General features: G+C 65.8%; 25 protein-coding genes and 2 tRNA genes. 12 read left to right on the top strand and 15 right to left on the bottom strand.

Annotated features, from left to right (window positions below; all coding sequences use genetic code 11):
* Positions 1-2 precede the first annotated feature (2 nt).
* The 5 genes from H607_RS0103465 to H607_RS0103445 form a co-directional block, all read right to left on the bottom strand.
* Positions 3-194: a DUF2933 domain-containing protein gene (locus tag H607_RS0103465; RefSeq protein WP_037989512.1), complete on the bottom strand. Its 192-nt coding sequence runs from the start codon at positions 192-194 to the stop codon at positions 3-5.
* Between the two features lie 179 nt (positions 195-373).
* Positions 374-856: a DUF411 domain-containing protein gene (locus H607_RS0103460; protein ID WP_028874277.1), complete on the bottom strand. Its 483-nt coding sequence runs from the start codon at positions 854-856 to the stop codon at positions 374-376.
* A gap of 24 nt (positions 857-880) precedes the next feature.
* Positions 881-1,405 (bottom strand): cupredoxin domain-containing protein, encoded by a 525-nt coding sequence (locus H607_RS0103455; protein WP_083961915.1) that lies wholly within the window; start codon positions 1,403-1,405, stop codon positions 881-883.
* A 51-nt stretch (positions 1,406-1,456) separates the two neighbouring features.
* Positions 1,457-2,410 carry a copper resistance protein B gene (locus tag H607_RS0103450; RefSeq protein WP_245563165.1) on the bottom strand — a complete coding sequence of 318 codons (954 nt, stop codon included), beginning with the start codon at positions 2,408-2,410 and terminating at the stop codon, positions 1,457-1,459.
* Complete coding sequence (locus H607_RS0103445; RefSeq protein WP_028874274.1) at positions 2,407-4,266, bottom strand: copper resistance system multicopper oxidase; 1,860 nt, start codon at positions 4,264-4,266, stop codon at positions 2,407-2,409. The genes H607_RS0103450 and H607_RS0103445 overlap by 4 nt, the downstream gene beginning before the upstream one ends.
* Positions 4,267-4,421: 155 nt before the next feature.
* On the opposite strand from H607_RS0103445, the gene H607_RS0103440 reads away from it, so the two are divergent.
* Together H607_RS0103440 and H607_RS0103435 are read left to right on the top strand one after the other, a co-directional pair.
* Positions 4,422-5,105 (top strand): heavy metal response regulator transcription factor, encoded by a 684-nt coding sequence (locus H607_RS0103440; protein ID WP_028874273.1) that lies wholly within the window; start codon positions 4,422-4,424, stop codon positions 5,103-5,105.
* Positions 5,106-6,488, top strand: coding sequence for a heavy metal sensor histidine kinase (locus tag H607_RS0103435; RefSeq protein ID WP_028874272.1), 1,383 nt, complete (start codon positions 5,106-5,108; stop codon positions 6,486-6,488).
* A gap of 199 nt (positions 6,489-6,687) precedes the next feature.
* On the opposite strand, the gene H607_RS0103430 is transcribed toward H607_RS0103435, so the two are convergent.
* Positions 6,688-7,077, bottom strand: a complete 390-nt coding sequence (locus H607_RS0103430; protein ID WP_082438493.1) for an EAL domain-containing protein — start codon at positions 7,075-7,077, stop codon at positions 6,688-6,690.
* A 255-nt stretch (positions 7,078-7,332) separates the two neighbouring features.
* Positions 7,333-8,229, bottom strand: a complete 897-nt coding sequence (locus H607_RS0103425) for a cation efflux transmembrane domain-containing protein (protein WP_028874271.1) — start codon at positions 8,227-8,229, stop codon at positions 7,333-7,335.
* Between the two features lie 139 nt (positions 8,230-8,368).
* On the opposite strand from H607_RS0103425, the gene cadR reads away from it, so the two are divergent.
* Positions 8,369-8,788: a Cd(II)/Pb(II)-responsive transcriptional regulator gene (gene cadR / locus H607_RS11555; RefSeq protein WP_037989410.1), complete on the top strand. Its 420-nt coding sequence runs from the start codon at positions 8,369-8,371 to the stop codon at positions 8,786-8,788.
* Positions 8,789-9,060: 272 nt separating this feature from the next.
* On the opposite strand, the gene H607_RS0103415 is transcribed toward cadR, so the two are convergent.
* The 3 genes from H607_RS0103415 to H607_RS0103405 all read right to left on the bottom strand — a co-directional run bounded on the left by H607_RS0103415 (position 9,061) and on the right by H607_RS0103405 (position 11,292).
* Positions 9,061-9,136 (bottom strand) — tRNA-Phe (locus H607_RS0103415).
* 37 nt (positions 9,137-9,173) lie between these two features.
* Complete coding sequence (locus tag H607_RS11550; protein ID WP_051240613.1) at positions 9,174-10,631, bottom strand: sensor histidine kinase; 1,458 nt, start codon at positions 10,629-10,631, stop codon at positions 9,174-9,176.
* Positions 10,615-11,292 carry a response regulator gene (locus H607_RS0103405; RefSeq protein WP_028874270.1) on the bottom strand — a complete coding sequence of 226 codons (678 nt, stop codon included), beginning with the start codon at positions 11,290-11,292 and terminating at the stop codon, positions 10,615-10,617. Before H607_RS0103405 ends, H607_RS11550 begins: the two co-directional genes overlap by 17 nt.
* A 126-nt stretch (positions 11,293-11,418) precedes the next feature.
* Between H607_RS0103405 and hemA the strand changes: the two genes are divergently transcribed.
* The 3 genes from hemA to prmC are packed head-to-tail and all read left to right on the top strand — an operon-like array spanning position 11,419 to position 14,710.
* Complete coding sequence (gene hemA, locus H607_RS11545) at positions 11,419-12,753, top strand: glutamyl-tRNA reductase (protein ID WP_083961914.1); 1,335 nt, start codon at positions 11,419-11,421, stop codon at positions 12,751-12,753.
* Entirely contained in the window at positions 12,750-13,844 is a 1,095-nt protein-coding gene (gene prfA / locus H607_RS0103395) for a peptide chain release factor 1 (protein WP_028874269.1), read from the top strand. The genes hemA and prfA overlap by 4 nt, the downstream gene beginning before the upstream one ends.
* Positions 13,845-13,846: 2 nt before the next feature.
* Positions 13,847-14,710 carry a peptide chain release factor N(5)-glutamine methyltransferase gene (gene prmC, locus H607_RS0103390; protein WP_028874268.1) on the top strand — a complete coding sequence of 288 codons (864 nt, stop codon included), beginning with the start codon at positions 13,847-13,849 and terminating at the stop codon, positions 14,708-14,710.
* Positions 14,711-14,759: 49 nt separating this feature from the next.
* Here the strand turns inward: prmC and H607_RS0103385 are convergent.
* Positions 14,760-14,836 (bottom strand) — tRNA-Met (locus H607_RS0103385).
* Positions 14,837-14,952: 116 nt separating this feature from the next.
* Here H607_RS0103385 and H607_RS0103380 point away from each other — a divergent pair.
* From H607_RS0103380 to H607_RS0103365, 4 genes are read left to right on the top strand one after another with little or no spacing between them, the layout of a single operon-like run.
* Positions 14,953-15,693 (top strand): 16S rRNA (uracil(1498)-N(3))-methyltransferase, encoded by a 741-nt coding sequence (locus H607_RS0103380; RefSeq protein ID WP_028874267.1) that lies wholly within the window; start codon positions 14,953-14,955, stop codon positions 15,691-15,693.
* A complete protein-coding gene (gene pap, locus H607_RS0103375) occupies positions 15,693-17,174 on the top strand; it encodes a polyphosphate:AMP phosphotransferase (RefSeq protein WP_028874266.1) in 1,482 nt (493 codons plus the stop codon). Before H607_RS0103380 ends, pap begins: the two co-directional genes overlap by 1 nt.
* 14 nt (positions 17,175-17,188) lie before the next feature.
* Positions 17,189-18,589 (top strand): amino-acid N-acetyltransferase, encoded by a 1,401-nt coding sequence (gene argA / locus H607_RS0103370; protein ID WP_083961913.1) that lies wholly within the window; start codon positions 17,189-17,191, stop codon positions 18,587-18,589.
* 21 nt (positions 18,590-18,610) lie between these two features.
* The gene (locus tag H607_RS0103365) at positions 18,611-18,883 is read left to right on the top strand and encodes an oxidative damage protection protein (RefSeq protein ID WP_028874264.1); all 273 of its coding nucleotides are present in this window, start codon (positions 18,611-18,613) and stop codon (positions 18,881-18,883) included.
* A 3-nt stretch (positions 18,884-18,886) separates the two neighbouring features.
* Here H607_RS0103365 and phoU read toward each other — a convergent pair whose 3' ends face one another.
* From phoU to H607_RS0103350, 3 genes are read right to left on the bottom strand one after another with little or no spacing between them, the layout of a single operon-like run.
* The gene (phoU, locus tag H607_RS0103360) at positions 18,887-19,585 is read right to left on the bottom strand and encodes a phosphate signaling complex protein PhoU (RefSeq protein WP_211218462.1); all 699 of its coding nucleotides are present in this window, start codon (positions 19,583-19,585) and stop codon (positions 18,887-18,889) included.
* Between the two features lie 44 nt (positions 19,586-19,629).
* Complete coding sequence (gene rpiA / locus H607_RS0103355; RefSeq protein WP_028874262.1) at positions 19,630-20,307, bottom strand: ribose-5-phosphate isomerase RpiA; 678 nt, start codon at positions 20,305-20,307, stop codon at positions 19,630-19,632.
* Positions 20,308-20,312: 5 nt separating this feature from the next.
* Positions 20,313-20,939 (bottom strand): c-type cytochrome, encoded by a 627-nt coding sequence (locus tag H607_RS0103350; protein ID WP_028874261.1) that lies wholly within the window; start codon positions 20,937-20,939, stop codon positions 20,313-20,315.
* A gap of 93 nt (positions 20,940-21,032) precedes the next feature.
* Here H607_RS0103350 and yihA point away from each other — a divergent pair, with 93 nt between their 5' ends.
* Positions 21,033-21,665, top strand: a complete 633-nt coding sequence (yihA, locus tag H607_RS0103345) for a ribosome biogenesis GTP-binding protein YihA/YsxC (RefSeq protein ID WP_028874260.1) — start codon at positions 21,033-21,035, stop codon at positions 21,663-21,665.
* A gap of 169 nt (positions 21,666-21,834) precedes the next feature.
* A complete protein-coding gene (hemB, locus tag H607_RS0103340; protein WP_028874259.1) occupies positions 21,835-22,848 on the top strand; it encodes a porphobilinogen synthase in 1,014 nt (337 codons plus the stop codon).
* A gap of 12 nt (positions 22,849-22,860) precedes the next feature.
* On the opposite strand, the gene H607_RS0103335 is transcribed toward hemB, so the two are convergent.
* Positions 22,861-23,733 (bottom strand): methyltransferase domain-containing protein, encoded by an 873-nt coding sequence (locus tag H607_RS0103335; protein ID WP_028874258.1) that lies wholly within the window; start codon positions 23,731-23,733, stop codon positions 22,861-22,863.
* Between the last annotated feature and the right edge of the window lie 2 nt (positions 23,734-23,735).

The following is a 23,735-nucleotide window of genomic DNA, read 5'->3' as shown; positions in this document are numbered from 1 at the left end:
CTTCACGCCTCCCTGTTGGCGGGTTTGTCGGGCGGCGCACCATGCCCGCCATCGCCACCGTGGCCATGCAGCAGGTGCATCAGCGGGCACGCCAGCAGCAACAGGTACACCCAATTGCCTGCGACATGGATCCAGTGCTCGCGCAGCAGATAGAAGCCGCCGATGAGGGCAACCATCAGCAACGCGGTCCTCATGCGCCGATTCAGGCTGGACTGGCCGCGCGTGTCGTGGAGGTGTTCTTGGTCAGTCGCGTTCATCGCGGTGTTCCCTTCATCGAGGATCGGCGCGGTCGGCGCCGGCCTCCTGTTCCAGGTTGCAAGACCGCTGCTGCGCCTCATGGATCCAATCGGCACACGGTCAGTGCATGGTTTCTTCACGGATAAGAACCGAAAACTTGCGCTGCTCCGTCTTTCCCAACCAGCAAGACTTTGTAGGCATCACGGCGTCCTCCGTAGGCGACACCATCCATGCCGGGTGAACCAATGGGCATGCCCGGCACCGCCAAGCCCAGGGCTTGGGGCTTTTCCTTGAGCAGCCGCTGGATGTCCGTTGCGGGTACGTGGCCTTCGATCACATAGCCCTGGATCAGGGCCGTATGGCAGGAACCGAATTTCTGCGGCATCCCGAGGCGAGTGCGGGCTGCGCTGTTGCCCTGGTCGACGGCACTCACGCGGAATCCGCTTTTCTCCAGGTGGGCAATCCAGTCCTTGCAACACCCACAGTTCGGGTCCTTCCACACCTGCACGGCAAGCGTCTGCGGTGCGGCGGCTGGTGCCAGGGAGGGAAGACTCAGCGCAAGCACCGCCAGCAGCAGCCTGCGCCGCCGGGGGAACGGTTGATCAACGGTTTGGTGCATGATAAGGACTCCCGGTGACGCTGCTTATTCGACGACGATCTTGCCCGCCATGCCCGCTTCCATATGGCCGGGGACGAGGCAGGCGAAGTCCACCGTACCGGGCTGATCGAACTGCCAAACCAGCCCGCCGCGCTGGCCAGGCTGGAGCGTCACCATGTTCGGCTCGGCATGCTGCATCTGGGGCATCTTGCGCATCATCTCGGCGTGCGCCTTGAGTTCCTTCATTGAGCCGATCACCATTTCGTGCGGCACCTTGCCCGTGTTCTTGACGAAAAAGCGGATGGTCTCGCCCTTCTTGACCGCGATGTTCGCCGGCGTGAACCGCATCGAGTCGTCCATGACCACCTCGATGGTGCGGTCGACCTTGGCGGGATCGCCTGGTTTGCCGACTTCGGAGGGTGATGTGTCCCCGTGCATCGAACCGTGCATGCCGTGCATGCCCTGCATGTCATGCCCGGCCATGCCATGGCCGCCCTGATGGCCCCCACCGGCCAGCGCCAACACAGGCAAGGCGGCCAGCATCAAAACGCTCAGGGTTTTCTTCATCATCGGTTTCTCCTTAGGGTTGGTGAATAAGATCGGAGTTGCGCGTGGCGGCTTCTAGAACCACAGCCGCACACCCGCCACATAACGCGTTTCCCGGGTACGCTGTCCTTCGGCGCGCGCAAAATCGGCGGTCTGTCCGAACTTGCCAGCCCATTCGACGCCGACGTAGGGCGCGAACTGGCGCGAGAACTCGTAACGCAGGCGCAGGCCTGCCGCCGCATCGGCCAGCCCACTTCCCAGGCCACGCGCTTCATCGCGCTGGCCATACAGATTGACTTCCATGCGGGGCTGCAGAATCAGGCGCTGGGTGAGCAGGAGTTCGTACTCGCCCGACAGGCGCAGTGCCGTGCGTCCCGAGCTGCCGACGTAGGCGGTGGCATCGACATCGAACCAGTACGGCGCGAGCCCCTGGATGCCGAAAGCGAGCCAGGTCCGGTCAGGCCCCGTGCCGCTGTCCTGCCGTACCCCGAGTTGGGTGTCCCAGTACGAGGCGATCGCATGGCCCCACAGGACCTCCGTGCGTGCCTCCTCCAATTTGCCTTTGGCGACGTCACCTTCAGCCTTGAGGACCAGGCGGTCGTAGGTGCTGCCGAACCAGGCTTGCGCGTCATAGGCGGTCGCGTTCCCGTCCTTCGTGTAGACGCGCTCCAGGCGATCGAGCAGCACGCTGCCGAACGCATGTTCATCGGACAGCCGAAGTTGCCGTGGCCCGGGGAGTACGTAAGGGCCCGACTCCAAAGTCAAGCCATTGGAATACGCGTGCGGATCACGGGCATCGGCGGGTGCGGGGCCGCCCTGCATGTTCATGCTGCCGTGGTCCATGGTGGCGCTGGGGGCATTCGCGGGAGATTCGGCTCGCGTCGGCGCGGCAGCCGCGCCCGAGTGAGCGGCATGGCCGCCGCCTTCCATCGGTGTTTGTGCCCAGACGGGTGCCGCACCGAGCAACACCATCGCCGCAGTGAAGAGAGAACGGGGTTTCATCGAGAATCGTCCTTGGATGAGTTTCATGACACGACCACCTCGCGGAACATGCCCATGTCCATGTGCAACATCAGGTGGCAGTGCCAGGCCCAGCGACCCAGGGCGTCGGCGGTCACGAGGAAGCTGACGCGCTGCGCGGGTTGAACCGGGATGGTGTGGCGACGCACCAGGAACTGCCCGTCGGGCGTTTCCACCTCGCTCCACATCCCGTGCAAATGCATCGGGTGCGTCATCATCGTGTCGTTGTGCAGGATGACGCGCACCCGCTCGCCGTACTTCAGGTGCACCGGCGTGCTCTTGCCGAACTCGAGGCCGTCGAGCGACCAGGTATAGCGCTCCATGTTGCCGGTGAGGTGCAGCTCGATCTCGCGCTCGGCGCCGCGAGGATCGAGAGGACCGCCGATCGTTTTGAGGTCGGCCAGCGTCAGCACGCGCCGGCCGTTGTTGCGCAGGCCAATGCCCGGATCGTCGAGATTGGTCCGCGGCATGTCCACCCGCATATCCGTGCTTGGGCCGTATTCCGTGCGTGCGTGACGGACCGTGGCGCTGGGCTTGGCCAACGCGCCGCCAGCCATGCCATGCATCGCGTGCTGACCATGGCCCATCGCCATCGCGCCATGGTTCATGCCGGACATGTCGTGCTTCATGCCCGGCATGTCGTGGCCCATCGCCGCGTGGTCCATCGCGCCCATGGCCGAGCCGCCATGCCCCATCGCGCCGTGATCCATCGCGCCCATCATGTCGGCCATGGTGAGCCATTCGACGGGATCGAGCGCAGGCACGGCGGCGCTCAAGCCCTCGCGCACCGCGAGCGTGCCGCGGGCAAAGCCCGTTCGATCCATCGATTGCGCGAAGATCGTGTAGGCGTCCTCCTGGGGCGTGACGATCACGTCGTAGGTCTCGCCCGGCCCGAAGCGGAACTCATCGACGGTGACGGGCTCGACGTTCTGCCCGTCGCTTTGCACCACTGTCATCTTGAGCCCGGGGATGCGCACGTCATAGAAGGTGTTGGCCGCGCCATTGATGAAGCGCAGACGCACCCGCTCACCCGGCCGAAACAGGCCGGTCCAATTGCCGGCAGGGGTGACGCCGTTCATCAGGTAGGTCAAGGTCGCCCCCGAGAGATCGGCCAGATCGGTCGGGTTCATCCGCATCTGGTTCCACATCGCACGCTTGTCGAGTGCGCGGGAAAGCCCCATGTCGGCGACGTCGCGGAAGAAGTCAATGGCCGTCGGCTGGTGGTAGTTGTAGTAGTCGCTCTGCACCTTGAGCTTGGCGAGCACCCGCATGGGGTCTTCGTCGGTCCAGTCGGACAGGTGCACGACGTAGTCCCGGTCGGCACGGATCGGGTCGGCATCGCGCGGCTCGACGATCAACGCCCCGTACATGCCGGTCTGCTCCTGCATGCCGGAGTGCGAGTGATACCAGTAGGTGCCGGTTTGTTCGAGGCGGAACTGATAAGTGAAGGTTTGGCCCGGGGGGATGCCCGGAAAACTGATACCGGGTACCCCGTCCATCTGGTAGGGCAGGATGATCCCGTGCCAGTGGATCGACGTGGCTTCGCGCAGGCGGTTGGTGACGCGGATGGTGACTGTGTCGCCCTCCCGCAGTTTGAGCGTCGGCGCCGGGATGGAGCCATTGATGGTGGTCGCCATCCGTGGCTTACCGGTGAAATTGACCGGCGATTCGCCGACCACCAGGTCGATGTTCGTGCCGCTGAGCACGGGCGCTGCACCCGTGCGCGTGTCGGACAGCCCCTGCGCCGCAGCACGCAGCCAGGGTGACAGGCCGATCATGACGCCGCCAGCGACCAAGCCGCGCACGAAACGCCGCCGAGCGGGCACCAACGGCAACGGTGAATGAAACGGTCTCAAGGGTGGCATGGGCTCCTCGCAATGAATTGCTGATTTCGTGGATGACATGCTAGAGGGCCACCCCTGTTAGGAAGCTGTCTGTCAGATTACATTTTTGTTATCATCGTGTCAGGTGCGCCCAAAATCGTCACACTAGCGGCTATTCGATATGGCGGAGCACCCTCATGAAAATACTGATCGTCGAAGATGAACCCAAAACGGGCGAGTACCTGCGTCAAGGCTTGAGCGAAGCGGGTTTCGTGGTTGATCTGGCGCAGGACGGCACGGATGGCCTGCACCTGGCCTTGCAGGGCGAATACGACCTGGTGATTTTGGATGTGATGTTGCCCGGCCTCGACGGCTGGCAGGTACTCCAGTCCTTGCGCCATCGCGGCCTGCAGATGCCGGTGCTGTTCCTGACCGCACGCGATCAGCTGGAAGACCGGGTCAAAGGCCTTGAACTCGGTGCGGACGACTATCTGGTCAAGCCTTTCTCCTTTGCCGAATTGCTGGCCCGCGTGCGCACGATCCTGCGTCGAGGGCGCAGCGGCAACGAGAGCACCGTGCTGCGCGTGGCCGACCTCGAACTGGACCTGCTGCGCCGACGCGTTTCACGCGGCGGGCGACGAATCAGACTGACGGCCAAAGAGTTCGGCTTGCTGGAACTGCTGATGCGCCGTCATGGCGAGGTCCTGCCCCGCTCGCTGATCGCCTCGCAGGTCTGGGACATGAATTTCGACAGCGACACCAATGTGATCGAGGTGGCCATCCGGCGCTTGCGCGCGAAGATTGATGAGGGGCATGAGGTCAAGCTGATCCACACCGTACGTGGCATGGGTTACGTATTGGAAGCGCCGGAGGAGCACTGAATGTTTCGCTCCCTGTCACTGACGACCCGGCTCACCCTCTTCTTTACGTTGGCGGCTGCGGCTGTGGTGTTTGGATTGGCCTTGTTGGTCATCGCTGCATCCGAGCGGCATTTCATCGAGCTGGATCACATGGCGCTGCAGGACAAGCAGCACCTGATCGAGGATATTTTGGCGCGATCCAATTCGGCCGAGGACGCCAAGTGGCTGCTGCGTGAGGCATTGAGCCACCATCACGGGCTGTACGTCAGCGTCCATGATTCGAAAGGTGAAACGCTCTTCCAGTCCGAAGGATTTCGCCTCCCGCGCGAACTGTCACCGGCGGATGAAGGCAACGGCAACGACGCGCTGATCCATTGGGCCGACGAAGGGCAGGCGTTTCGCGGGATGCTTGTCCGGGTTATTCCAGCCTATGACGCAACGACGCGGCTGGACATCCTCGTTGCCATGGACACGGCGCATCACACACGGTTCATGCTGGAGTTGCGGCGCACCCTGATGACCTATGCCGTCGTGACGATCGTCATCTGTGGCTTGCTGAGCTGGTTTGCCGCGTACAAGGGGCTGGCGCCATTGCGTGCCATGAAATCCAGAGCCACCACGCTCACGAGCCAGCGGCTGCACCAGCGCATGCCCGTCGAGGCGGTACCCATCGAAATGGCCGATCTGGCTCACGAACTCAACAAGATGCTGGACCGGCTGGAAGACGCGTTCACGCGACTGTCGGAGTTCTCGTCGAATCTGGCGCATGAGCTGCGCACCCCCCTGAGCAACCTGCTGACCCAGACCCAGGTCGCGTTGGCTACCCGGCGGGATGCCGATACCTACCGGGAGATTCTGGCTTCCAATGCCGAGGAACTGCAGCGTCTGGGCCGCATGGTGTCCGATATGCTGTTCCTGGCCAAGGCCGAACGCGGGATGATGCTGCCGAACCGGGAACGTTTCTCGGCAGCCGAGGAAACGCACGCCCTGATCGAGTTCTATGAGGCGGTCGCCGAGGAGAAGGGCGTCAGACTGGCTCAGCGTGGTGAGGGCGAGATCGTCGGTGATCGCTTGATGTTCCGCCGTGCCCTGAGCAATCTGCTTTCGAACGCGCTGCGCCACACCCCGCCACATGGCGAGGTCACGATCGAGATCAGCCAGTCTTCCCAAGCCACCCGGGTGAGCGTCGAGAACACCGGCGAGGACATCGACCCGAGGGTACTGCCGCGCCTGTTCGATCGGTTTTACCGTGCTGACCCATCGCGGTCACATCCGGAAACCGACGGCGCAGGGCTGGGATTGGCGATTACCCGCGCCATTATGCAAACCCATGGAGGATCGATCAGCGTGACGTCCGCGCAGGGCAGGACCCGGTTCTGCCTGGAGTTCCCAGGCGGAACCTGATGAGGTGAAGCAGTTGGGGCGAGCCAGCCCAAGTGCCTTTGGTCTGTGCGCTTTCGCAGAGGCAATGGCCCCGATCGCTGTTGAACCGACCGGGCTGACGGCTCCCGATCACGGATCAGCGTGAACGCTACGAAGAGTTTGAGAGAACTCGAGGGCGTGATCATGCGCCGGGGCCCGGTGCCATGGAGCGGCTTTGCCGTCATGTACCGAGGTGGCCTTGCTCTTGGCGATCCACGTCCTGACCGAGATCATGACTCGGACATGCGCTTTGCAACCACCTGCGCGCGAAAACCTCGGCCGGCTCCGGACGGGCGAAGTAATACCCCTGTGCTTCGTCGCAACCCAATGCCAGCAAGTGTTCCGCCTGCGCTGCCTCTTCCACACCTTCGGCCAGGGTCTTGAGGCCGAGGCTCTTCGCCATGGCAACGATGGCGGACACAATGGCGAGATCGTTGCGATCGGTCAGCATGTCCCGCACGAACGAGATGTCGATCTTCAGTTTATGAACGGGAAATCGCTTGAGGTAAGCCAGTGAGGAATACCCGGTGCCGAAATCATCGATGGACAGCGCAAACCCGGCCGAGGTCAGGGCGCGCGTGACCCTCCATCACCGAGATCGCGGCAGCCGAGAGCATTGACCGGGGGCATGCAAGTCGGATCGCGCAACTGACCCGGCTTGCACCTGACATCGTCGAGGCGTGCGTGGTGGAAAAGGCAGTCGGGCTTGTGCTGGAGCGCCTGATCCGGCGAGCCTTGCCATTGGATTGGGCAGCGCAGCGTGAAATTCCAGGGCGGGAATTCAGTCGTTGATATTGCCGGGGCGGCATGTCCCGCGCTCGCTGCTTCAGGCACCGAGGCGCAGGATGCGCCGCGCACCGTTCAATACCAGCAGCGCGATGAGCGAGCCAATCACCAAATCGGGGTAACGCGATCCTGTCCAGGCGACCAACGCCCCGGCCGCGATCACCCCCAGGTTTGCCAGCACGTCGTTCGTGGAGAAAATCCAGCTTGCCTTCATGTGAGCGCCGCCTTTTCGATGACTGGAGATCAAGACAAGGCAGGTAACGTTTGCAATGAGCGCAACGAGCGCGATCCCCATCATGAGCGGTGGCTCGGGCTCGCTACCAAAGACGAAGCGGCGCAGCACCTCGGACATTGCGCCGAGCGCGAGCAACAGTTGCAGCCAGCCTGACAACCGCGCCGCCTTCAGCTGGTGCCCGGTATCACGGCCGACGGCGTAGAGCGCGAGCCCGTAGACGGCGGCATCCGCGAACATGTCCAGTGAGTCAGCCATGAGCCCCGTGGACTGCGCAATCCACCCGGTCGTCACTTCGACGACAAACATGGCGGCGTTGATGGCAAGCAACCATTTGAGAGCGCGAGACTCTTGCTCGGAGGACGGCTGGCTGTCGCTTTGCCCATCGACAGTGTGCGGGCCATTCGATTCAGTTGACGCAATGAGACGGGCGCCCAAGCCGAGACTTTCAAGCTTGCTTGCAATGGGTTCGACGGGGCCGTCGTGAAAAACACGCAACTCGCGCTTGCCAAGATCGAACTCGAGTGCGGCCAGCCCGCTCGTATTCTCGAGCGCGAGCCGGATCATGCGCTCCTCCGAAGGGCAGTCCATCTTCGGCACCGAGAACAGACTCATCCTTCCCGTCCCGGTCGGCGTGGCACCCGTCATGGACTCCGCCTTCCGCTCGGACGCACATCCGCAGGATTTCTGGCATTCATCAGTCATAGTCATTGGTCCTTGATTCTTCTCGTTCCTGATCCGGCGAGGCTCTTGCAGAAACCAGCAAGCATCCGGAGGGTATTTTGAGATTTAACACTCTATAGCTACTATAGAGTCAAGTCGATGATAAAAAGGGGTTGCAGCTATGCAGATCGGAGCGCTTGCCCGGCAAACCGGGTGTCCGATTCAAACGATTCGCTTTTATGAGCAGGAAGGACTCCTGCCGCCCCCGTCCCGGAGCGCGGGCAATTTCCGCTTATATGGCGACGCACACGTCGAACGCTTGCTTTTCATTCGCCGCTGTCGTTCGCTGGACATGACGCTCGACGAGATTCGTGTGCTGTTGCGCCTCAAGAACGTGCCAACCCAAGATTGCAGTGAGGTCAACCGTGTTCTTGAGGCACACATCGAGCAGGTCGCGGTGCGTATCCAGGAACTGAGCGCACTTGAGCAGCAGCTCAGATCCTTGAGGGAAATGTGTTCCGAAGGCAGAAGCGCCGAACAGTGCGGCATCCTGTGCGAACTGTCTCAACCAGTATCTGCCGCCGAGCTCGCCGTACCTTGATGCAAGACGAGGTGAGCAGTGCAGATTCGGTAACCAACGGCCGACCAATTCACAATCGCAACCCGGAAGCCGGAAACCCGCGCCAGTGCTGGCTCTGGCTCGGTGAACGCTCACGAGCCCAGCAGAGAAAAACGGCAGCAGAGAGGCGAGAAGTACTCCGAAACGGCGTCGTTTGGCGGTGCAGCGCTCACGAGGCAACGGGCCGGAACCGCGCCAACACTGGCGCTCAGGGCAAAAAAATCCCAACCGATAAGGGTTGGGATTTTGGGTTTTGGTGGCCAGGGGCGGAATCGAACCACCGACACGCGGATTTTCAGTCCGCTGCTCTACCGACTGAGCTACCTGGCCGCCGAAGACCGCCATTATAGCGGCGGGAAAGAGAAAGTCAATCATCCTTGGCGCGGGGGCGCTCGTCCTGCCGGGCGGGGCTTCGTGCCGGCAGGGGGAAGCGCACGCGGGCGAGCGTGCCCTGGCCGTGGGGGTTGGGTTCGAGGCTGACGTCGGCGCGGTGCATCTCGGCGATCTCGCGCACGATCGCAAGGCCCAGGCCGGAGCCGTCGACGCCGGTGTCGAGCACGCGGTAGAAGCGCTCGAAGACGCGGGGGCGGTCGGCGGGGGGGATGCCGATGCCGGTGTCTTCGATCTCGACGTCGACCGAATCCCCGCGGGCTAGCGCGCGCAGGGTGACGCTGCCGCCGGGCGGGGTGTATTGGATCGCGTTGTCGACCAGATTTTTGAAGAGTTCTTGCAGCATCAGGCGGTTGCCTTCGACTTCCAGCGTCGCTTCGCTTTCGTCGAGTCCGAGCTCGAGCGCCTTGTGCTGGGCCTTGGGATAGAGCTCGAGGGCGACTTCGCGCAGTAATTCCTGTACGTCGAGACGCTCGATACGATGCACCGCTTCGGAGCTCGATTCGGCGCGCGCCAGCGTGAGCAGTTGCTGGATGAGGTGGGCGGCGCGTTCGGCGGCGCCGTGCAGGCGCAGGAGGTCCTGGCGCAGCGCCTGCGGGTCGCGCTCGCGCAAGGCGAGTTCGGCTTGCATCTTCAGCCCGGTGATGGGGGTGCGCATCTGGTGGGCGGCGTCGGCGATGAAGCGGCGCTGGGCCTGGAGGTTTTCTTCGAGGCGGGCCATCATGTCGTTGAAGGCGACGATGAGGGGGCGCACCTCTTCGGGAACGCTCTCGGGTGGAATGGGCGAGAGGTCGGTGGGGCGGCGCTGGCGGATGCGCGCCTGCAGGCGGGCGAGCGGGGCGATGCCGCGGGTGAGGCCGAACCAGACGAGCACGACCGAGAGCGGAATCAGGGCGAATTGCGGCAGCAGCACGCCGGTGACGACGTCGGAGGCAAGCTCGCGGCGCTTGTTGAGGGTTTCTGCCACCTGGGCGATGACGAAGCGCGGCTGCTCGGGGCCGGGGCGGCGGTCGATGCGGGCGGCGACGCGCACCGGTTCCCCGGCGACGACGTCGTCGCGCCAGCGCACTTCGCCGTCGGGCAGCCAGGGGCGGGGTGGGGCGGGGATCTCGGCGTCGCCGCCGACGAATCCTTCGTCGGTGCGCACTTGGAAGAAGACGACGTCGCTCGCCGATGAACGAAAGAGGATGCGACCCGGCGCGGGCAGGTCGAGCTGGACGCGATCGCCGTCGATCGTCACGAAGCGCGCGAGCATATGAACCTGCTCGCCGAGGGCGTGGTCAAATGAGCGGTTGGCGATGCGATCGGCCACCTGGTGCGTGACGATGATGGAGAAAGGCCAGAGAAAGAGCAGCGGGGCGAGGAGCCAGTCGAGGATCTCGCCGAAGACGGAGTTCGGCGAGCCGTCGGGCGTGCGCTTACCCCAGGGAAGCATCGCCGGGCTCCAGGCTGTAGCCGAGGCCGCGCACCGTTTGGATGCGCACGCCGCTTCCTTCGATCTTTTTGCGCAGCCGGTGCATGTACACTTCGATGGCGTTGGTGGAGACTTCCTCTCCCCAGCCGCAGAGGTGCTCGACGAGCTGTTCCTTGCTCACGAGCCGGCCGGGGCGGGTGATGAGGTATTCGAGGAGCGCGAGTTCCCGGCCGGAGAGCTCGAGCGGCGTGCCGTCGAGCCAGACGCGCCGGGCGGTTTGGTCGTAGCGCAGCTTGCCGGCTTCCACCACCGGCGGGGCGGCGAGCGAGCGCCGCGTGAGCGCCCGCACGCGGGCTTCCAGCTCGGGGAGCGCGAAGGGCTTGGTGAGATAGTCGTCGGCGCCGGCATCGAGCCCCCGCACGCGGTCTTCGATTCCGTCCTGGGCGGTGAGGATGAGCACGGGAGTGGTGTTCTTGCGCGCACGCAGGCGGCGCAGCACCTCGATGCCGGGCAGTCCCGGCAGGCCGAGATCGAGGATGACGAGGTCGTAGGGGGTGGTCTGCAGGGCCACGTCGGCCTCGCGGCCGTTCATCACCGTGTCGATGGCGCAGCCGGATTGTTTGAGCGCGCGGGCAAGGCCGTCGGCAATGACGGCGTCGTCTTCGACGATGAGGATGCGCATGCCTGCGTTCTCCCTTGGGCGATGGCTTCGCCCGCATTGTGGGTGCCCCGCCGCCCGCCGTCAAGGGTGGGGTCGGGGCGGGTGATATAATCGATTCCTTTCTTCGGATCTCCATCTCGCGCGCTCATGCCGTTCTATGCCTTGGGTCTGAACCACCATTCGGCGCCGATCGCGATCCGGGAGCGGTTCGCGTTCGATCCGCAGCGCGTGGTGCCGGCCCTGCAGGAATTGTGCGGCGGCGTGGTCGGTGTATCGGAAGCCGCCATCCTCTCCACCTGCAACCGTACCGAACTCTACGTGGCGGCGCGCGAGGCGGAGCCGGTGGTGGCTTGGCTCACCGCCCGCCAAGGAACGCCGCTGCCGGAAGTGGCGCCGCACCTCTTCACCTATATTGACCAGGCGGCGGTGCGCCACGTCTTTCGCGTGGCGAGCGGCCTCGATTCCATGGTGCTGGGCGAAGCGCAGATCCTGGGGCAGTTCAAGGACGCAGTGCGGGCGGCGCAAGCGGCCGGAACGCTCGGCAAGCATTTGCACAAACTCTTCCAGCACACCTTGGCGGTGGCCAAGGAAGTGCGTTCGGGCACGGCGATCGGGGCGAACGTGGTCTCCATGGCCGCGGCGGCGGTCAAGCTCTCCGAGCGCGTCTTCGGGCCGGTATCGGAGCAGCGGGTGCTCTTCGTCGGCGCCGGCGAGATGATCGAATTGTGCGCCACGCACTTCGCCGCCGGCCGCCCCAGGCGGATGATGGTGGTCAACCGCACGCTCGCCCGGGCCGAGGCGATCGCCCAGCCGCTGGGCGCGGGCGTGGGGCGGCTCGAGGACCTGCCGGACATCCTGCCCGAATTCGACACCATCGTCTCGAGCACGGCCAGCCCACTGCCGCTCATCGGCCTGGGGATGGTCGAGCGCGCCCTGAAAAAGCGTCGGCGCCGGCCCTTCGTGATGGTGGATCTGGCCGTGCCGCGCGACGTCGAGCCGGAGGTGGGTGAGCTCGACGACGTCTTCCTCTATACCGTGGATGATCTGGCGCAGATCGTGCAGGCGGGGCTCGCCTCGCGGCAGCAGGCGCTGGTGGCGGCGGAGCGCATCGTCGAGGAGCGGGTGGCCGAGTTCATGGCCTGGGTGCGCTCGCGCGAGATCGTGCCCTGGATCCGCCGCCTGCGCGAGCGGGCCGATGCGCTGCGGGAGGCGGAGCTACAGCGGGCCTTGCGCCGCCTGCATGGGGGCGAATCGCCCGAGGCGGTGCTCATGGCCCTGAGCCATGGGCTGATGAACAAGTGGCTGCACGCGCCCACGCGCTTTTTGCAGGAGGCGGGCGACGCGGAACGCGAGGCGCTGCTCGCGGCCCTGCCGCGGCTCTTCGCGCTGGAAGAAAGTACGCCCCCGGCAAAAGACAAGGGGGAAGACGCGACGCAGGAAGAATCCCTGCCTCTGGCGGTGCCGCGGGGGGAGCGGGGATGAGGGAGCGTCTCCGCGAACGGCTGCGCCGCATGGAGGAACGGCTGCAGGAGCTCGACCGGGCCCTGCTCGATCCGACGGTGGCATCCGACCCGCAGCAGCTGCGCCGCCTGGGGCAGGAACGTGCGGAACTCGAACCGGTGGTGGCGCAGTGGCGCACCCACCTTGCGCTCGAAGAAGAGTTTGCCGCGGCCGAGGCGCTGACTGCCGATCCGGAGCTGCGCGCGCTCGCGGAAGAGGAGAAGACGCGGCTCGCCGAGCGGCTCGCCGAGAGCGAGCATGCGCTCACCGCGGCGCTTACGCCGCGCGACCCGGAGGACGACCGGCCGGCCTTCCTCGAGATTCGTGCCGGCACGGGCGGCGAGGAGGCGGCGCTCTTCGCGGCGGATCTGCTGCGCATGTATCTGCGCTACGCCGAGCGCCGAGGCTGGCGCAGCGAGATCCTCTCGGCGAGCGAGTCCGACCTGGGGGGGTACCGCGAGGTGATCGTGCGGCTGGAGGGGCGCGGCGTCTATGGCCGGCTCAAATTCGAGTCGGGTGTGCATCGGGTGCAGCGGGTGCCGGCCACCGAGAGCCAGGGGCGCATCCATACTTCGGCCTGCACGGTGGCGGTGCTACCGGAGCCGGACGAGGAGGCCGTGGTGCGGCTCGATCCGTCCGAGCTGCGCATCGATACCTTCCGCGCGAGCGGCGCGGGCGGACAGCACGTCAACCGGACCGATTCGGCGGTGCGCATCACGCACCTGCCCACGGGGCTCGTCGTCGAATGCCAGGACGACCGCTCGCAGCACCGCAACAAGGCGAAGGCCATGGCGGTGCTGGCCGCACGGCTGGAAGCGCGGCGGCGGGACGAACAGGCCGCGGCGGTGGCAGCGGCGAGAAAGAGCCTGGTGGGCAGCGGCGATCGCTCCGAGCGCATCCGTACCTACAATTTCCCGCAGGGCAGGGTGACGGACCACCGCATCAACCTCACGCTCTACCAGCTCGATGCCATCCTCGATGGCGACCTGGATCCCCTCATCGAGCCGCTGCGCCTCGAATACGAGCAGGAGCGGCTGCGCGCGCTGGAAACGGCGCCGGAGGGTGAGGCGTGAGCGTGGCACCGGAGCCCCTACCACACGACGCGACGGTGGGCGAGGCGCTCGCCTGGGCCCGCGCCCGTATCGGCGCGCTGGAGGCGCGCGTGCTGCTGCGCCACGCCAGCGGCTGGAGTTCGACCAAGCTCACCGCCTGGCCGGAACGCCCGTTGCCGCCGGAGGTGCTGCAACGCTTCGCCGCGTGGGTGGAGCGGCGCGCGGCGGGCGTGCCGGTGGCCTATCTCGTGGGCGAGCGGGAATTCTACGGACGGCGCATTCGTGTCACACCGACGGTGCTGATTCCCCGGCCGGAGACCGAGACGCTGGTAGAAGTGGCGATCGCGCTCGCCCTCACTCTGCCGCCGGGACACGCGCCACGGATCCTCGATCTGGGTACTGGCAGCGGCTGCGTCGCCATCACCCTGGCGCTGGAACTACCGCAGGCGGAGGTCACGGCGGTGGACGCCTCGCGCGAGGCGCTCGCCCTGGCGCTGGAGAACGCGGCCAGATTGGGGGCGAGCGTGTCGTTTCTGGAGAGCGACTGGTTCTCCCGCCTTGGCCCGGGCGAGGCGTTCGACCTCATCGTCTCCAATCCGCCCTATCTCGCCCAAGACGATCCGCATCTCGAAGAGGGCGACCTGCGCTTCGAACCGCGCCAGGCGCTGGTTGCCGGAGAAACCGGGCTGGAAGCGATCGCGGCGATCGTCTCCGAGGCGCCGCGCCACCTCGCCGAGGGCGGCTGGCTGCTGCTGGAGCACGGCTGGGATCAGGCGCAGCAGGTGCGGGGGCTGCTGCTCGATGCGGGCTTTCTCGAGGTGCAGAGCTGGAAGGATCTGGCCGGGCACGAGCGGGTGAGCGGAGGGCGGCGACGGAAGCGAGGGTAGTGACGTAGGGGAAAACAAAAAGGCCTGCCGCAGGGGCAGGCCTTTCGATTGGTTGCGGGGGCAGGATTTGAACCTGCGACCTCCGGGTTATGAGCCCGACGAGCTACCGGACTGCTCTACCCCGCGATCGATTTGCACATTATAGCCGATTCCCGGGCGGAGTCAAGCATTTTTGTGCACCGCGAAGATTGCGCGGCGCGCGCTTCCGGGGAGGGGCAAGGGGCGTCGTATAATGCGACGCCATGGTTGCCCGTTTCTTCGTTCCCGATCTCGTGCCCGAGGCTGGCGCGCAGGTGCCGCTGCCGCCTGCCGCGGCCCATCATGCCCTGCGCGTGCTGCGGCTGCGTGCGGGCGAGCCGGTGGTGGTATTCGATGGGCGCGGCGGAGAGTGGCGGGGCGTGCTGGAAGCTGCCGGGCGCGATGTGGCGCGGGTGCGGCTCGAAGCCTTCGATCCCGTCTCGCGGGAATTGCCGTTCGCGGTGACGGTGGGTCAGGCGCTCCTGCCGGCCGAGCGCATGGACTGGGCGATTCAAAAGGCGGTGGAGCTAGGGGCGGCGCGCATCGTGCCGCTCCTGACGGAGCGCACCCAGACAGGGGGTGCGCTCGAGCGGGGGGCGCGCAAGCAGGCGCATTGGCAACAGGTGGCAGTGGCCGCGGCGCAGCAGTGTGGCCGCACGGTGGTTCCGGAAGTGGCGCTGCCGCGGCGCTGGCGGGACTGGATCGAGGAAGCGCGAAAGGCGCGTGCCGAGGCCCGTTACTGGCTGCTCGCGCCGGGGGGCGTTCCCCTTTCCCGCCTGTCCGCACCTTCGGCGCCGGTGATCCTGCTCATCGGCCCTGAGGGGGGCTGGAGCGAAGAGGAGCTGGACGAGGCCAGGCGGCTCGGCATCGAGCGCGTCGGCCTGGGGCCGCGGATCCTGCGCAGCGAGACGGCCGCAGCCGCAGCCTTGGCAATGATGCAGGCCCTGTGGGGAGGGATGGACTGATGTTCGAGAACGTGGAATTGGGCCATTGCCTCGACAAGGAGACGTATCGCCAGCGTTCGGAAGCCGTGCGTCTGCAGTTGCTCGATCTGGAATACCGGTTGGTGCAGGAGCGCGCCTTCGCGACGCTGATCCTCATCAACGGGGTCGACAAGGCGGGCAAGGGCGAGACGATGAACCTGCTCAATTCCTGGCTCGATCCGCGCCATCTCGACAGTCACGCGATCGACCGCCCGAGTTCCGAAGAGGAAGAGCGGCCCTACATGTGGCGTTTCTGGCGCCGCTTGCCGCCCCGCGGGCGCATCGGGGTCTTCTTCGACAACTGGTACGCCGACATCATCGAGGATCGGGCGACGGGTCGAAGCAAGCGCACCGCCTTCGAAGCGGCGCTCGAGCGGGTACGCCGGTTCGAGGAAATGCTGGCGGCCGAGGGCGTGCTGCTGCTGAAACTGTGGTTCCACATCTCGGCCAAGGAATTGAAACGCCGCCTGGAGAAACTCTCCAAGGACGAGCGTACGAGCTGGCGGGTGCGGGAGTCGGACTGGCGCTATCTCGAACACTACGACGAATACGCTCAGACGGCTGCTGCCGCCATCCGGCACACGAGCACCGGCGTGGTGCCTTGGGTGCTGGTCGACGGGGCCGATGACCGCTACCGGGCGGTGTTCGTGGGCGAGACGCTCGCCGGCGCCTGGCAGCGCAAGTTCGAGGCCGTCGAGCGCGGGGAGGGGGGCGCGCCGCCCCTCGTCCTCGTGCCGGATCTCGAAGAGCGTCCCAACGCCGTGAGCGCGCTCACGCTCCAGCAGCCGATGGGAAAGAGGGAGTACGAGCGTCGGCTGGAGGAGCTGCAGGGACGGCTCGATACCTTGGTGCGCGATGCGCGTTTCGCCAAGCGCAGCCTGGTGGTGGTCTTCGAGGGGATGGATGCGGCCGGCAAGGGAGGGGCGATCCGGCGTGTGACGGCGGCGCTGGATGTGCGGCGCTATCAGGTGGTTCCGATCGCCGTACCCACCGACGAGGAACTCGCCCAGCCTTATCTGTGGCGATTTTGGCGCAGGATGCCGGGGCACGGCCGGGTGGTGATCTTCGACCGTTCCTGGTACGGGCGCGTGCTGGTCGAGCGGGTCGAGGGGTTGTGTGCGCCGGCCGACTGGATGCGGGCCTATGCCGAGATCAACGATTTCGAGGAGCAGCTGATCGAAAACGGGACCGTGGTGGTGAAATTCTGGCTGGCGATCGATCCCGAGGAGCAATTGCGGCGCTTTCGCGAGCGCGAGGAGGATCCTCTCAAACGCTACAAGATCACGCCGGAGGATTGGCGCAACCGTGAGAAGTGGCCGCAGTACGAATTGGCGGTGGGCGACATGATCGAGCGCACAAGCACCGAGATCGCACCGTGGACGCTGGTCGAGGCGAACAACAAGTACTATGCGCGGGTCAAGGTGCTGCATACCTTGTGCGAGCGACTGGAGGCGTCTTTGTGAAAGGGGGCTGGGAAATGGACGGGCACAGGCAGCAGACGGGGCGCCGCGGGCTGCCCGAAGAGCGCATTCCGGAGGTTTCTCCGCCCGTGTCGCTCCAGGACGGCTCGGCCGCGGCCTTCGTCGGCTGGATGCGGCATTCCGCCCCCTACATCCATGCCTTCGGCGGCAAAACCTTCGTGATCGCCTTCGACGGCGAGGTGGCGCAGGGCGAGCGCATGCAGCGGCTCGCCTACGACTGCAACCTGCTCGCGGCGCTGGGCATCCGCCTGGTGCTGGTGCACGGCGCACGGCCGCAGATCGACGCGGAGATGGCGCGCCGCGGCTTGACGCCCGTGTTTCACAAAGGGGTGAGGGTGACCGATGCGGCGGCGCTCGAGTGCGTCAAGGCGGCGATGATGGTCACCCGCGTCGAGATCGAGGCGAAGCTCTCGCAAGGGCTGCCCAATACCCCCATGGCGGGCAGCTACATGCGGGTGACGGGGGGGAATTTCATCACCGCCCGGCCGCTGGGGGTGATCGACGGGGTGGATTTCCAATACACGGGGGCGGTGCGCCGCGTGATCGCCGAGGAGATCGTCGCCGACCTGGAGCAGGAAAACGTCGTGCTCATCACGCCGCTCGCGCCTTCCCCCTCCGGGGAGATCTTCAACATCACGATGGAAGAGGTCGCCACCGAGGTGGCGGTGGCGATCGGCGCGGAGAAGCTCGTCTTCCTGTGCGATGCGCCGGGACTATTGGATGCTCAGGGCAAGCTCGTCTCCTCCGTGACGGCGGACGTCGCTGCCCGGGCGCTCGCCGAAGGAACCGGGCTCACCGAGGATTTGCACCTCTATCTGCCGCAGGCGGTCGAAGCGGTGCGCCGCGGCGTGGGGCGGGCGCACCTCATCGACCGCGACCTCGACGGCGGCCTCTTGCTCGAATTCTTCACCCATGCCGGCGTGGGAACGCTGGTGACGCGTGACCCGATCTTCCGCTTCCGCGACGCGCGTCCCGAGGACGTGCCGGCCCTCATCGCGCTCATCGCGCCGATGGAGGCCGACGGCACCCTCGTGCGCCGTGACCGTGAACTGCTGGAAAAGGAGATCGAGCGTTTCTTGCTCGTGGAGTACGACGGCGTGGTGGTGGGTTCCGCCGCCATTTATCCGTTCAGCGAGGAACGGGCGGCGGAGTTGGCGTGTCTGGCGGTAGCCCCGGAGTTCCGCCGCGCCGGCATCGGGGAGGAGCTGCTGCACCGGATCGAGGCGCGCGCTCGGGCGATGGGGCTGGAGCGGCTCTACGTGCTCACCACCCGCACGGCGCATTGGTTCCTCGAGCGGGGTTTTCGCGAGGTGGGGCCCGAGGCCCTGCCGCGGCGCAAGCGCGAGCTCTACAACTATCAACGCCGCTCGAAAGTATTCGTCAAGGAACTGACTTGAACCGTGGAGAAAGGAGTATCGATGGCAAGGACCGTGTTTTGCGTGAAACTGGGACGAGAGGCCGAGGGGCTGGAGCGGCCGCCGCTGCCGGGGGCGCTCGGCAAACGCGTCTTCGAGAACGTCTCCAAGGAGGCGTGGCAGGAGTGGCTGCGCTACCAGACGATGCTCATCAACGAGCATCGTCTGAACTTGATGGAACCGGCGGCGCGCAAGTATCTGCAGGAACAGATGGAGCGCTATTTCTTCGGCGAGGGTGCCGACGAGATCGCCGGCTACGTGCCGCCGCAGCGGTGAGCCTTACTCGGGTTCGGGTTTGGCCTCGGGGGTGTAGCGGATGTCGCGCCCCTCGACGAGGTAGACCACCTGCTCGATCACGTTCTTCGCGTGATCGCCCACGCGCTCGAGCGATTTGGCGATGAAGACGAGCTCCAGCGAATGCGAAATCGTGCGCGGGTCTTCCATCATGTAGGTGACGAGCTCGCGCAGGATCCCCTTGAACATCGCGTCTACCGTACGGTCATCGGCGAGGATCTCCTGGGCGTGGCTGTCGTCGAGCCGGGCATAGGCGTCGAGCGAGGCATGCAGCATGGTCAGCGTCGTGCGCGTGATGAGTTCGAGCTCGACCGAGGGGGTGAAAGCAGGCGAAGACTGATAGAGACGGATGCCGCTCTTGGCGATTTTCTTCGCCTCGTCACCGATGCGCTCGAGGTCCTTGCTGATCTGCAAGGAGGACATGACCAGGCGCAGATCGGCGGCCGCGGGCGCATGGCGCACGATGAGCTGGACGCTCTGCTCGAAGACGCGCCGGTCTTCGGCATTGATCGAACGCTCCGTCTGCAGCACTTCGTCGAAGAGCGATTGATCGCCTTTGCGCACGCCCTCGACGGCTTTCTCCACTTGGCGCTCGACGGTGCGCCCCATCTCGAGCACGGTTTGACGCAGCTGGTTGAGCTCGCGGTCGTAAGGGCGGAACGTGTGTTCTTCCATCGTCTTCATGGCATCCTCGGGGCAGGGGCAGATCTCATCATCTCAAAGCAACGTTACCGTTTCGTGACGACGCGCTCACGGCGCTGCACGCCCTCGCCGGTGGCGAGCAGCAAGACGTCGGCACGCCGGTGGGCGAAGATGCCGTTGGTGACGACGCCGGGGATATCGTTGAGCGCCGTCTCGAGCGCGTCCGGGTCGTCGATGACGAGGCCGTGCACGTCGAGGATGGCGTTGCCGTTGTCGGTGACGAAACCGAGGCGCCGGCGCGGCTCGCCGCCGAGTTCGCGCAGCCGGCGTGCGACGAGCCGCTCGGCCATGGGGATGACCTCGATGGGCAAGGGGAATCGCCCCAGGCGCTCGACGAGCTTGCGTTCGTCGCAAATGCACACGAAGCGCTCGGCCATGGCGGCGACGATCTTCTCGCGGGTGAGTGCGCCGCCGCCGCCCTTGATCATGGCAAAGGCAGGGTCGATCTCGTCGGCGCCATCGACGTAGAGCGGCACGGTATCGAGCTCGGTGGCGTCGAGCACGGGGATGCCGTAGCGGCGCAGTCGCTCGGTGGTGGCCTCCGAGCTGGAGATGGCGCCGCGGATGCGCTTGCCGCTGCGCACGAGCGCATCGATGAAGCAATTGACGGTGGAGCCGGTGCCCACCCCGAGGAAGATTCCTTCGGGGACTTCGGCCACGGCGGCCTCACCGGCCAGGCGCTTCAACTCGTCGGCATGCGTCATCGCCATCAGCGCAGGCTCGCGGCGTAGTCGGCGAGCGCCGAGATTTCGGTGTCGGTGAGCTTGTTGGCGATCTGGCGCATCATTTGTTCCGGATCGTTGGCGCGCTGCTGCTCGCGGAACGCCTTGAGCTGCACGACGACATAGTCGGGCGACTGGCCGGCGAGCCGCGGATACATGCTGGGAATGCCCGCGCCGTTGCTGGCGTGGCAGCCGGCGCAGGCGGGTACGGCCTTGTCGGGAATGCCATAGCGCCAGATTTTCTGGCCGAGGGCGAGCGTTTCCTGGGCTTTGGGTTCGGCCGGGACTTGTTTCTGCTGGGCGAAATATTGGGCCAGACCCAGCATTTCTTCCTTGGAATACGCCATGACCATGGCGTTCATCGTGGCGTTCTCGCGGGCGATGGGCTTGTCGTCCCAGCCCTTGAAGTCGACGAGCTGCTTGTAGAGATATTCGGGATGCTGGCCGGCGAGCTTGGGATACTCGGGCATCAGCGGGGTGTTGCCGTCCGGGCCGTGGCAGGAGGCACACACGGTAGTGGCGATTTCCTGCGCGTGAGCGGGGTCGACGGGTTCGGCGGCGTAGACCAGGCCGGAAGCGGCGAGCGCGGTGAGCACGATGGTACGCTTGATCATGGGAATCCTCGACGCGATGGGTGAGAATGTGCAAATTTTGCTATTCTATCGCATCTCCCCGTTTTGCGCAGGCCCGCCTGTCGCCTCTTTCCCATGCCTCTTTTCCGCCATGCCGAGTTCGTCACCTCCATTGCCAAGCCCGCGGGGCTGCCGGCAGCCAAAGGGCCGGAGATCGCCTTCGTCGGACGCTCCAACGCCGGCAAATCCAGCGCGATCAATGCCTTGGTCGGGCACACGCGGCTGGCTTACGTCTCGAAGACGCCGGGGCGGACGCAGTTGCTCAACCTCTTTCGCACGCCGGCGGGGCTCTATCTGGTGGATCTGCCGGGATTCGGCTACGCCAAGGTGCCCGAGGCGATCCGTCGCGGTTGGGCGGAGCTGATCGAGCGTTATCTGCGCGAGCGCGAGGCGCTCGTCGGCCTCATCCACATCATGGACGTGCGCCATCCGCTCACGGCGCTCGACCGGCAGCTGCTCGACTGGTTCCTTCCCAGCGGCAAGCCGGTGCATATCCTCCTCTCGAAAGCCGACAAGCTCTCGCGCGGGGCACGGGCAGCGACCGTGGCCCAGGTCCGCCGCGCTTTGACTTCATGGGAGGGTCAGGTGACGGTGCAGGCGTTTTCGGCGCTCAGCAAGCTGGGGGTGGAGGAGGCCGAGGCGGTAGTCCAAGGGTGGTTGGCGGGCGTTCTGCCTGAGGCGGCAGGCACAGAGGTTGCACCAGAATAAAAAATGGCCCGACCGCAGGGGGTGCGTTCGGGCCGTGAACCCGGCGGCTTGCGCCGGGATCCCGCTCAACTAGGGGGAGTTGATGCCGGGCGGAGTCGAGCTGAGAAAGTAGAAAGTTTTCACGAGCAGAAGTTCCCGCCGCTGCGGGAATGCCGACAAGGAGCGAATGATGCAGTTTTTCGGTAGGTTTCCCACGACGCGCATGCGGCGCATGCGGCGCGACGAGTTTTCCCGACGCTTGATGCGCGAACACGTGCTCACGGCAGACGATCTCATTCTGCCGGTGTTCGTGCTCGATGGCGAAAACCGCGAGGAGGCGGTGCCTTCCATGCCTGGCGTGAAGCGCCTGTCGATCGACCGCTTGCTTGCGCTCGCCGAAGAGGCGGTCGGGCTGGGTATCCCGGCGCTCGCCCTCTTCCCCGTGATTCCGCCGACCCTCAAAACCCCGGGAGCGGAGGAGGCGTGGAATCCGGCGGGTCTGGTGCCGCGGACGGTGCGGGCGCTGAAACAGCGCTTTCCCCAGCTCGGGGTGATCACCGACGTGGCGCTCGACCCCTACACGAGCCATGGGCAGGATGGGCTGATCGCGCCGGACGATCCGCGCGGCTACGTGATGAACGACGAGACGGTGGCTGCCCTCATGCGCCAGGCGCTGTGTCATGCGCACGCCGGCGCCGACATGGTGGCGCCCTCCGACATGATGGACGGGCGCATCGGCGCGATCCGCCACGCGCTCGACGAGCAGGGGCTCATCCACGTGCGCATCCTCGCCTATTCGGCGAAATACGCTTCGGCCTTCTACGGGCCGTTTCGCGATGCGGTGGGCTCGGCGGCCAATCTCGGCAAGGGCAGCAAGGCGACTTACCAGATGGATCCGGCCAACAGCGACGAGGCGCTGCGCGAAGTGGCGCTCGATCTCGACGAGGGGGCCGATGCGGTGATGGTCAAGCCGGGCATGCCGTATCTCGACGTGATCCGCCGGGTCAAGGAGACCTTCGGCGTGCCGACCTTCGCCTATCAGGTGAGCGGCGAGTACGCCATGCTCAAGGCCGCTTTCGGCCACGGCTGGCTCGACGAGCAGGCGGCGATGATGGAGTCGCTCCTTGCCTTCAAACGGGCCGGAGCCGATGCCATCCTCACCTATTTCGCGCTCGAGGCGGCGCGGCTGCTCGCGCGGCGCTGACGTGAGCGTTGCTCAAGGGCGGCGGTGCACGCGAATCACCGCGCGCCCGTCGGGCAGCGTCTTGGGCGCTTCCTTCCAGGCGTGGCCAAAGACGAGCTCGACGGTAATGGGAATCGTGCCGTCGGCCTCGCGCCGCGCTTCCAGCGCCGCGAGCGCCCGCTGCCAGCGCACCTTGCCGGTGAGGGTGCGGCGGCGGTCGCGGCGCGCGTTCGTCGCGCCACTCGCGCGCAGATCCTGCCACAGGCGCGCCGGGTCACGGTAGCGCAGGGTGAGCATCTGCATGTCCATCACCGGATCGGAGAATCCGGCGGCCATGAGCAGGTCGCCCACGTCGTGCATGTCGAGGAAAGGATGCACCGCGGTGGGACCGAGCACCTCGCGCAGTTCGCGCAGCGTGTCGGGGCCGACGGTGGCGAAGAACACCGTGCCGCCCACGGAGAGCACGCGCTGCCACTCCGCGAGCGCGGCGAGCGGTTCGGCGAGCCAGTGTAGCAACAGGTTCGACCAGAGAAAGTCGATGCTGCCGGTGGCAAGCGGCAGCGCGTGCGCGTCGGCCACGATGCCTTTGGTCGGTTCGCGTCGCACCAGCCGGCTGAGCCAGGAGGGGCGGGGAGCAAGGTGTGCGAGCCGCGCCGGGGCGAAGTCGACGGCGATCGCCTCGGCCTGGGGATAGCGTGCGCGTAGCGCCGGCAGGTCGTTTCCGCCGCCGAGATCGAGCACGCGCCGTGGAGTGATGCGCAGGTAGTCGAGCCGCTCGAGCAGGCGCTCGGCCGTTTCCTCGGCCAGAAAACGGTGTTGAGGGTAAGCCGGGGCCGTGCGCTCGGCGCGGCGGCGAATCAGGGCGGAATCGAGGTCGGGGCCCAGCGGGGTCGAGGTATCGGGCATAG

The sequence above is a fragment of the Tepidiphilus margaritifer DSM 15129 genome (genome assembly GCF_000425565.1).
Lineage (GTDB): Bacteria > Pseudomonadota > Gammaproteobacteria > Burkholderiales > Rhodocyclaceae > Tepidiphilus > Tepidiphilus margaritifer.
The sequence above is the reverse complement of the archived record's forward strand: the minus strand, read 5'-3'. Positions and strand labels throughout refer to the sequence as shown.

Excerpts from the sequence above, each read along its gene's own strand:
- H607_RS0103465 (WP_037989512.1), bottom strand. The coding sequence starts at position 194 with ATGAGGACCGCGTTGCTGATGGTTGCCCTCATCGGCGGCTTCTATCTG.
- H607_RS0103460 (WP_028874277.1), bottom strand. The coding sequence starts at position 856 with ATGCACCAAACCGTTGATCAACCGTTCCCCCGGCGGCGCAGGCTGCTG.
- H607_RS0103455 (WP_083961915.1), bottom strand. The coding sequence starts at position 1,405 with ATGATGAAGAAAACCCTGAGCGTTTTGATGCTGGCCGCCTTGCCTGTG.
- H607_RS0103450 (WP_245563165.1), bottom strand. The coding sequence starts at position 2,410 with ATGAAACTCATCCAAGGACGATTCTCGATGAAACCCCGTTCTCTCTTC.
- H607_RS0103445 (WP_028874274.1), bottom strand. The coding sequence starts at position 4,266 with ATGCCACCCTTGAGACCGTTTCATTCACCGTTGCCGTTGGTGCCCGCT.
- H607_RS0103440 (WP_028874273.1), top strand. The coding sequence starts at position 4,422 with ATGAAAATACTGATCGTCGAAGATGAACCCAAAACGGGCGAGTACCTG.
- H607_RS0103435 (WP_028874272.1), top strand. The coding sequence starts at position 5,106 with ATGTTTCGCTCCCTGTCACTGACGACCCGGCTCACCCTCTTCTTTACG.
- H607_RS0103425 (WP_028874271.1), bottom strand. The coding sequence starts at position 8,229 with ATGACTGATGAATGCCAGAAATCCTGCGGATGTGCGTCCGAGCGGAAG.
- cadR (WP_037989410.1), top strand. The coding sequence starts at position 8,369 with ATGCAGATCGGAGCGCTTGCCCGGCAAACCGGGTGTCCGATTCAAACG.
- H607_RS11550 (WP_051240613.1), bottom strand. The coding sequence starts at position 10,631 with ATGCTTCCCTGGGGTAAGCGCACGCCCGACGGCTCGCCGAACTCCGTC.
- H607_RS0103405 (WP_028874270.1), bottom strand. The coding sequence starts at position 11,292 with ATGCGCATCCTCATCGTCGAAGACGACGCCGTCATTGCCGACGGCCTT.
- hemA (WP_083961914.1), top strand. The coding sequence starts at position 11,419 with ATGCCGTTCTATGCCTTGGGTCTGAACCACCATTCGGCGCCGATCGCG.
- prfA (WP_028874269.1), top strand. The coding sequence starts at position 12,750 with ATGAGGGAGCGTCTCCGCGAACGGCTGCGCCGCATGGAGGAACGGCTG.
- H607_RS0103380 (WP_028874267.1), top strand. The coding sequence starts at position 14,953 with ATGGTTGCCCGTTTCTTCGTTCCCGATCTCGTGCCCGAGGCTGGCGCG.
- pap (WP_028874266.1), top strand. The coding sequence starts at position 15,693 with ATGTTCGAGAACGTGGAATTGGGCCATTGCCTCGACAAGGAGACGTAT.
- argA (WP_083961913.1), top strand. The coding sequence starts at position 17,189 with ATGGACGGGCACAGGCAGCAGACGGGGCGCCGCGGGCTGCCCGAAGAG.
- H607_RS0103365 (WP_028874264.1), top strand. The coding sequence starts at position 18,611 with ATGGCAAGGACCGTGTTTTGCGTGAAACTGGGACGAGAGGCCGAGGGG.
- phoU (WP_211218462.1), bottom strand. The coding sequence starts at position 19,585 with ATGAAGACGATGGAAGAACACACGTTCCGCCCTTACGACCGCGAGCTC.
- rpiA (WP_028874262.1), bottom strand. The coding sequence starts at position 20,307 with ATGACGCATGCCGACGAGTTGAAGCGCCTGGCCGGTGAGGCCGCCGTG.
- H607_RS0103350 (WP_028874261.1), bottom strand. The coding sequence starts at position 20,939 with ATGATCAAGCGTACCATCGTGCTCACCGCGCTCGCCGCTTCCGGCCTG.
- yihA (WP_028874260.1), top strand. The coding sequence starts at position 21,033 with ATGCCTCTTTTCCGCCATGCCGAGTTCGTCACCTCCATTGCCAAGCCC.
- hemB (WP_028874259.1), top strand. The coding sequence starts at position 21,835 with ATGCAGTTTTTCGGTAGGTTTCCCACGACGCGCATGCGGCGCATGCGG.
- H607_RS0103335 (WP_028874258.1), bottom strand. The coding sequence starts at position 23,733 with ATGCCCGATACCTCGACCCCGCTGGGCCCCGACCTCGATTCCGCCCTG.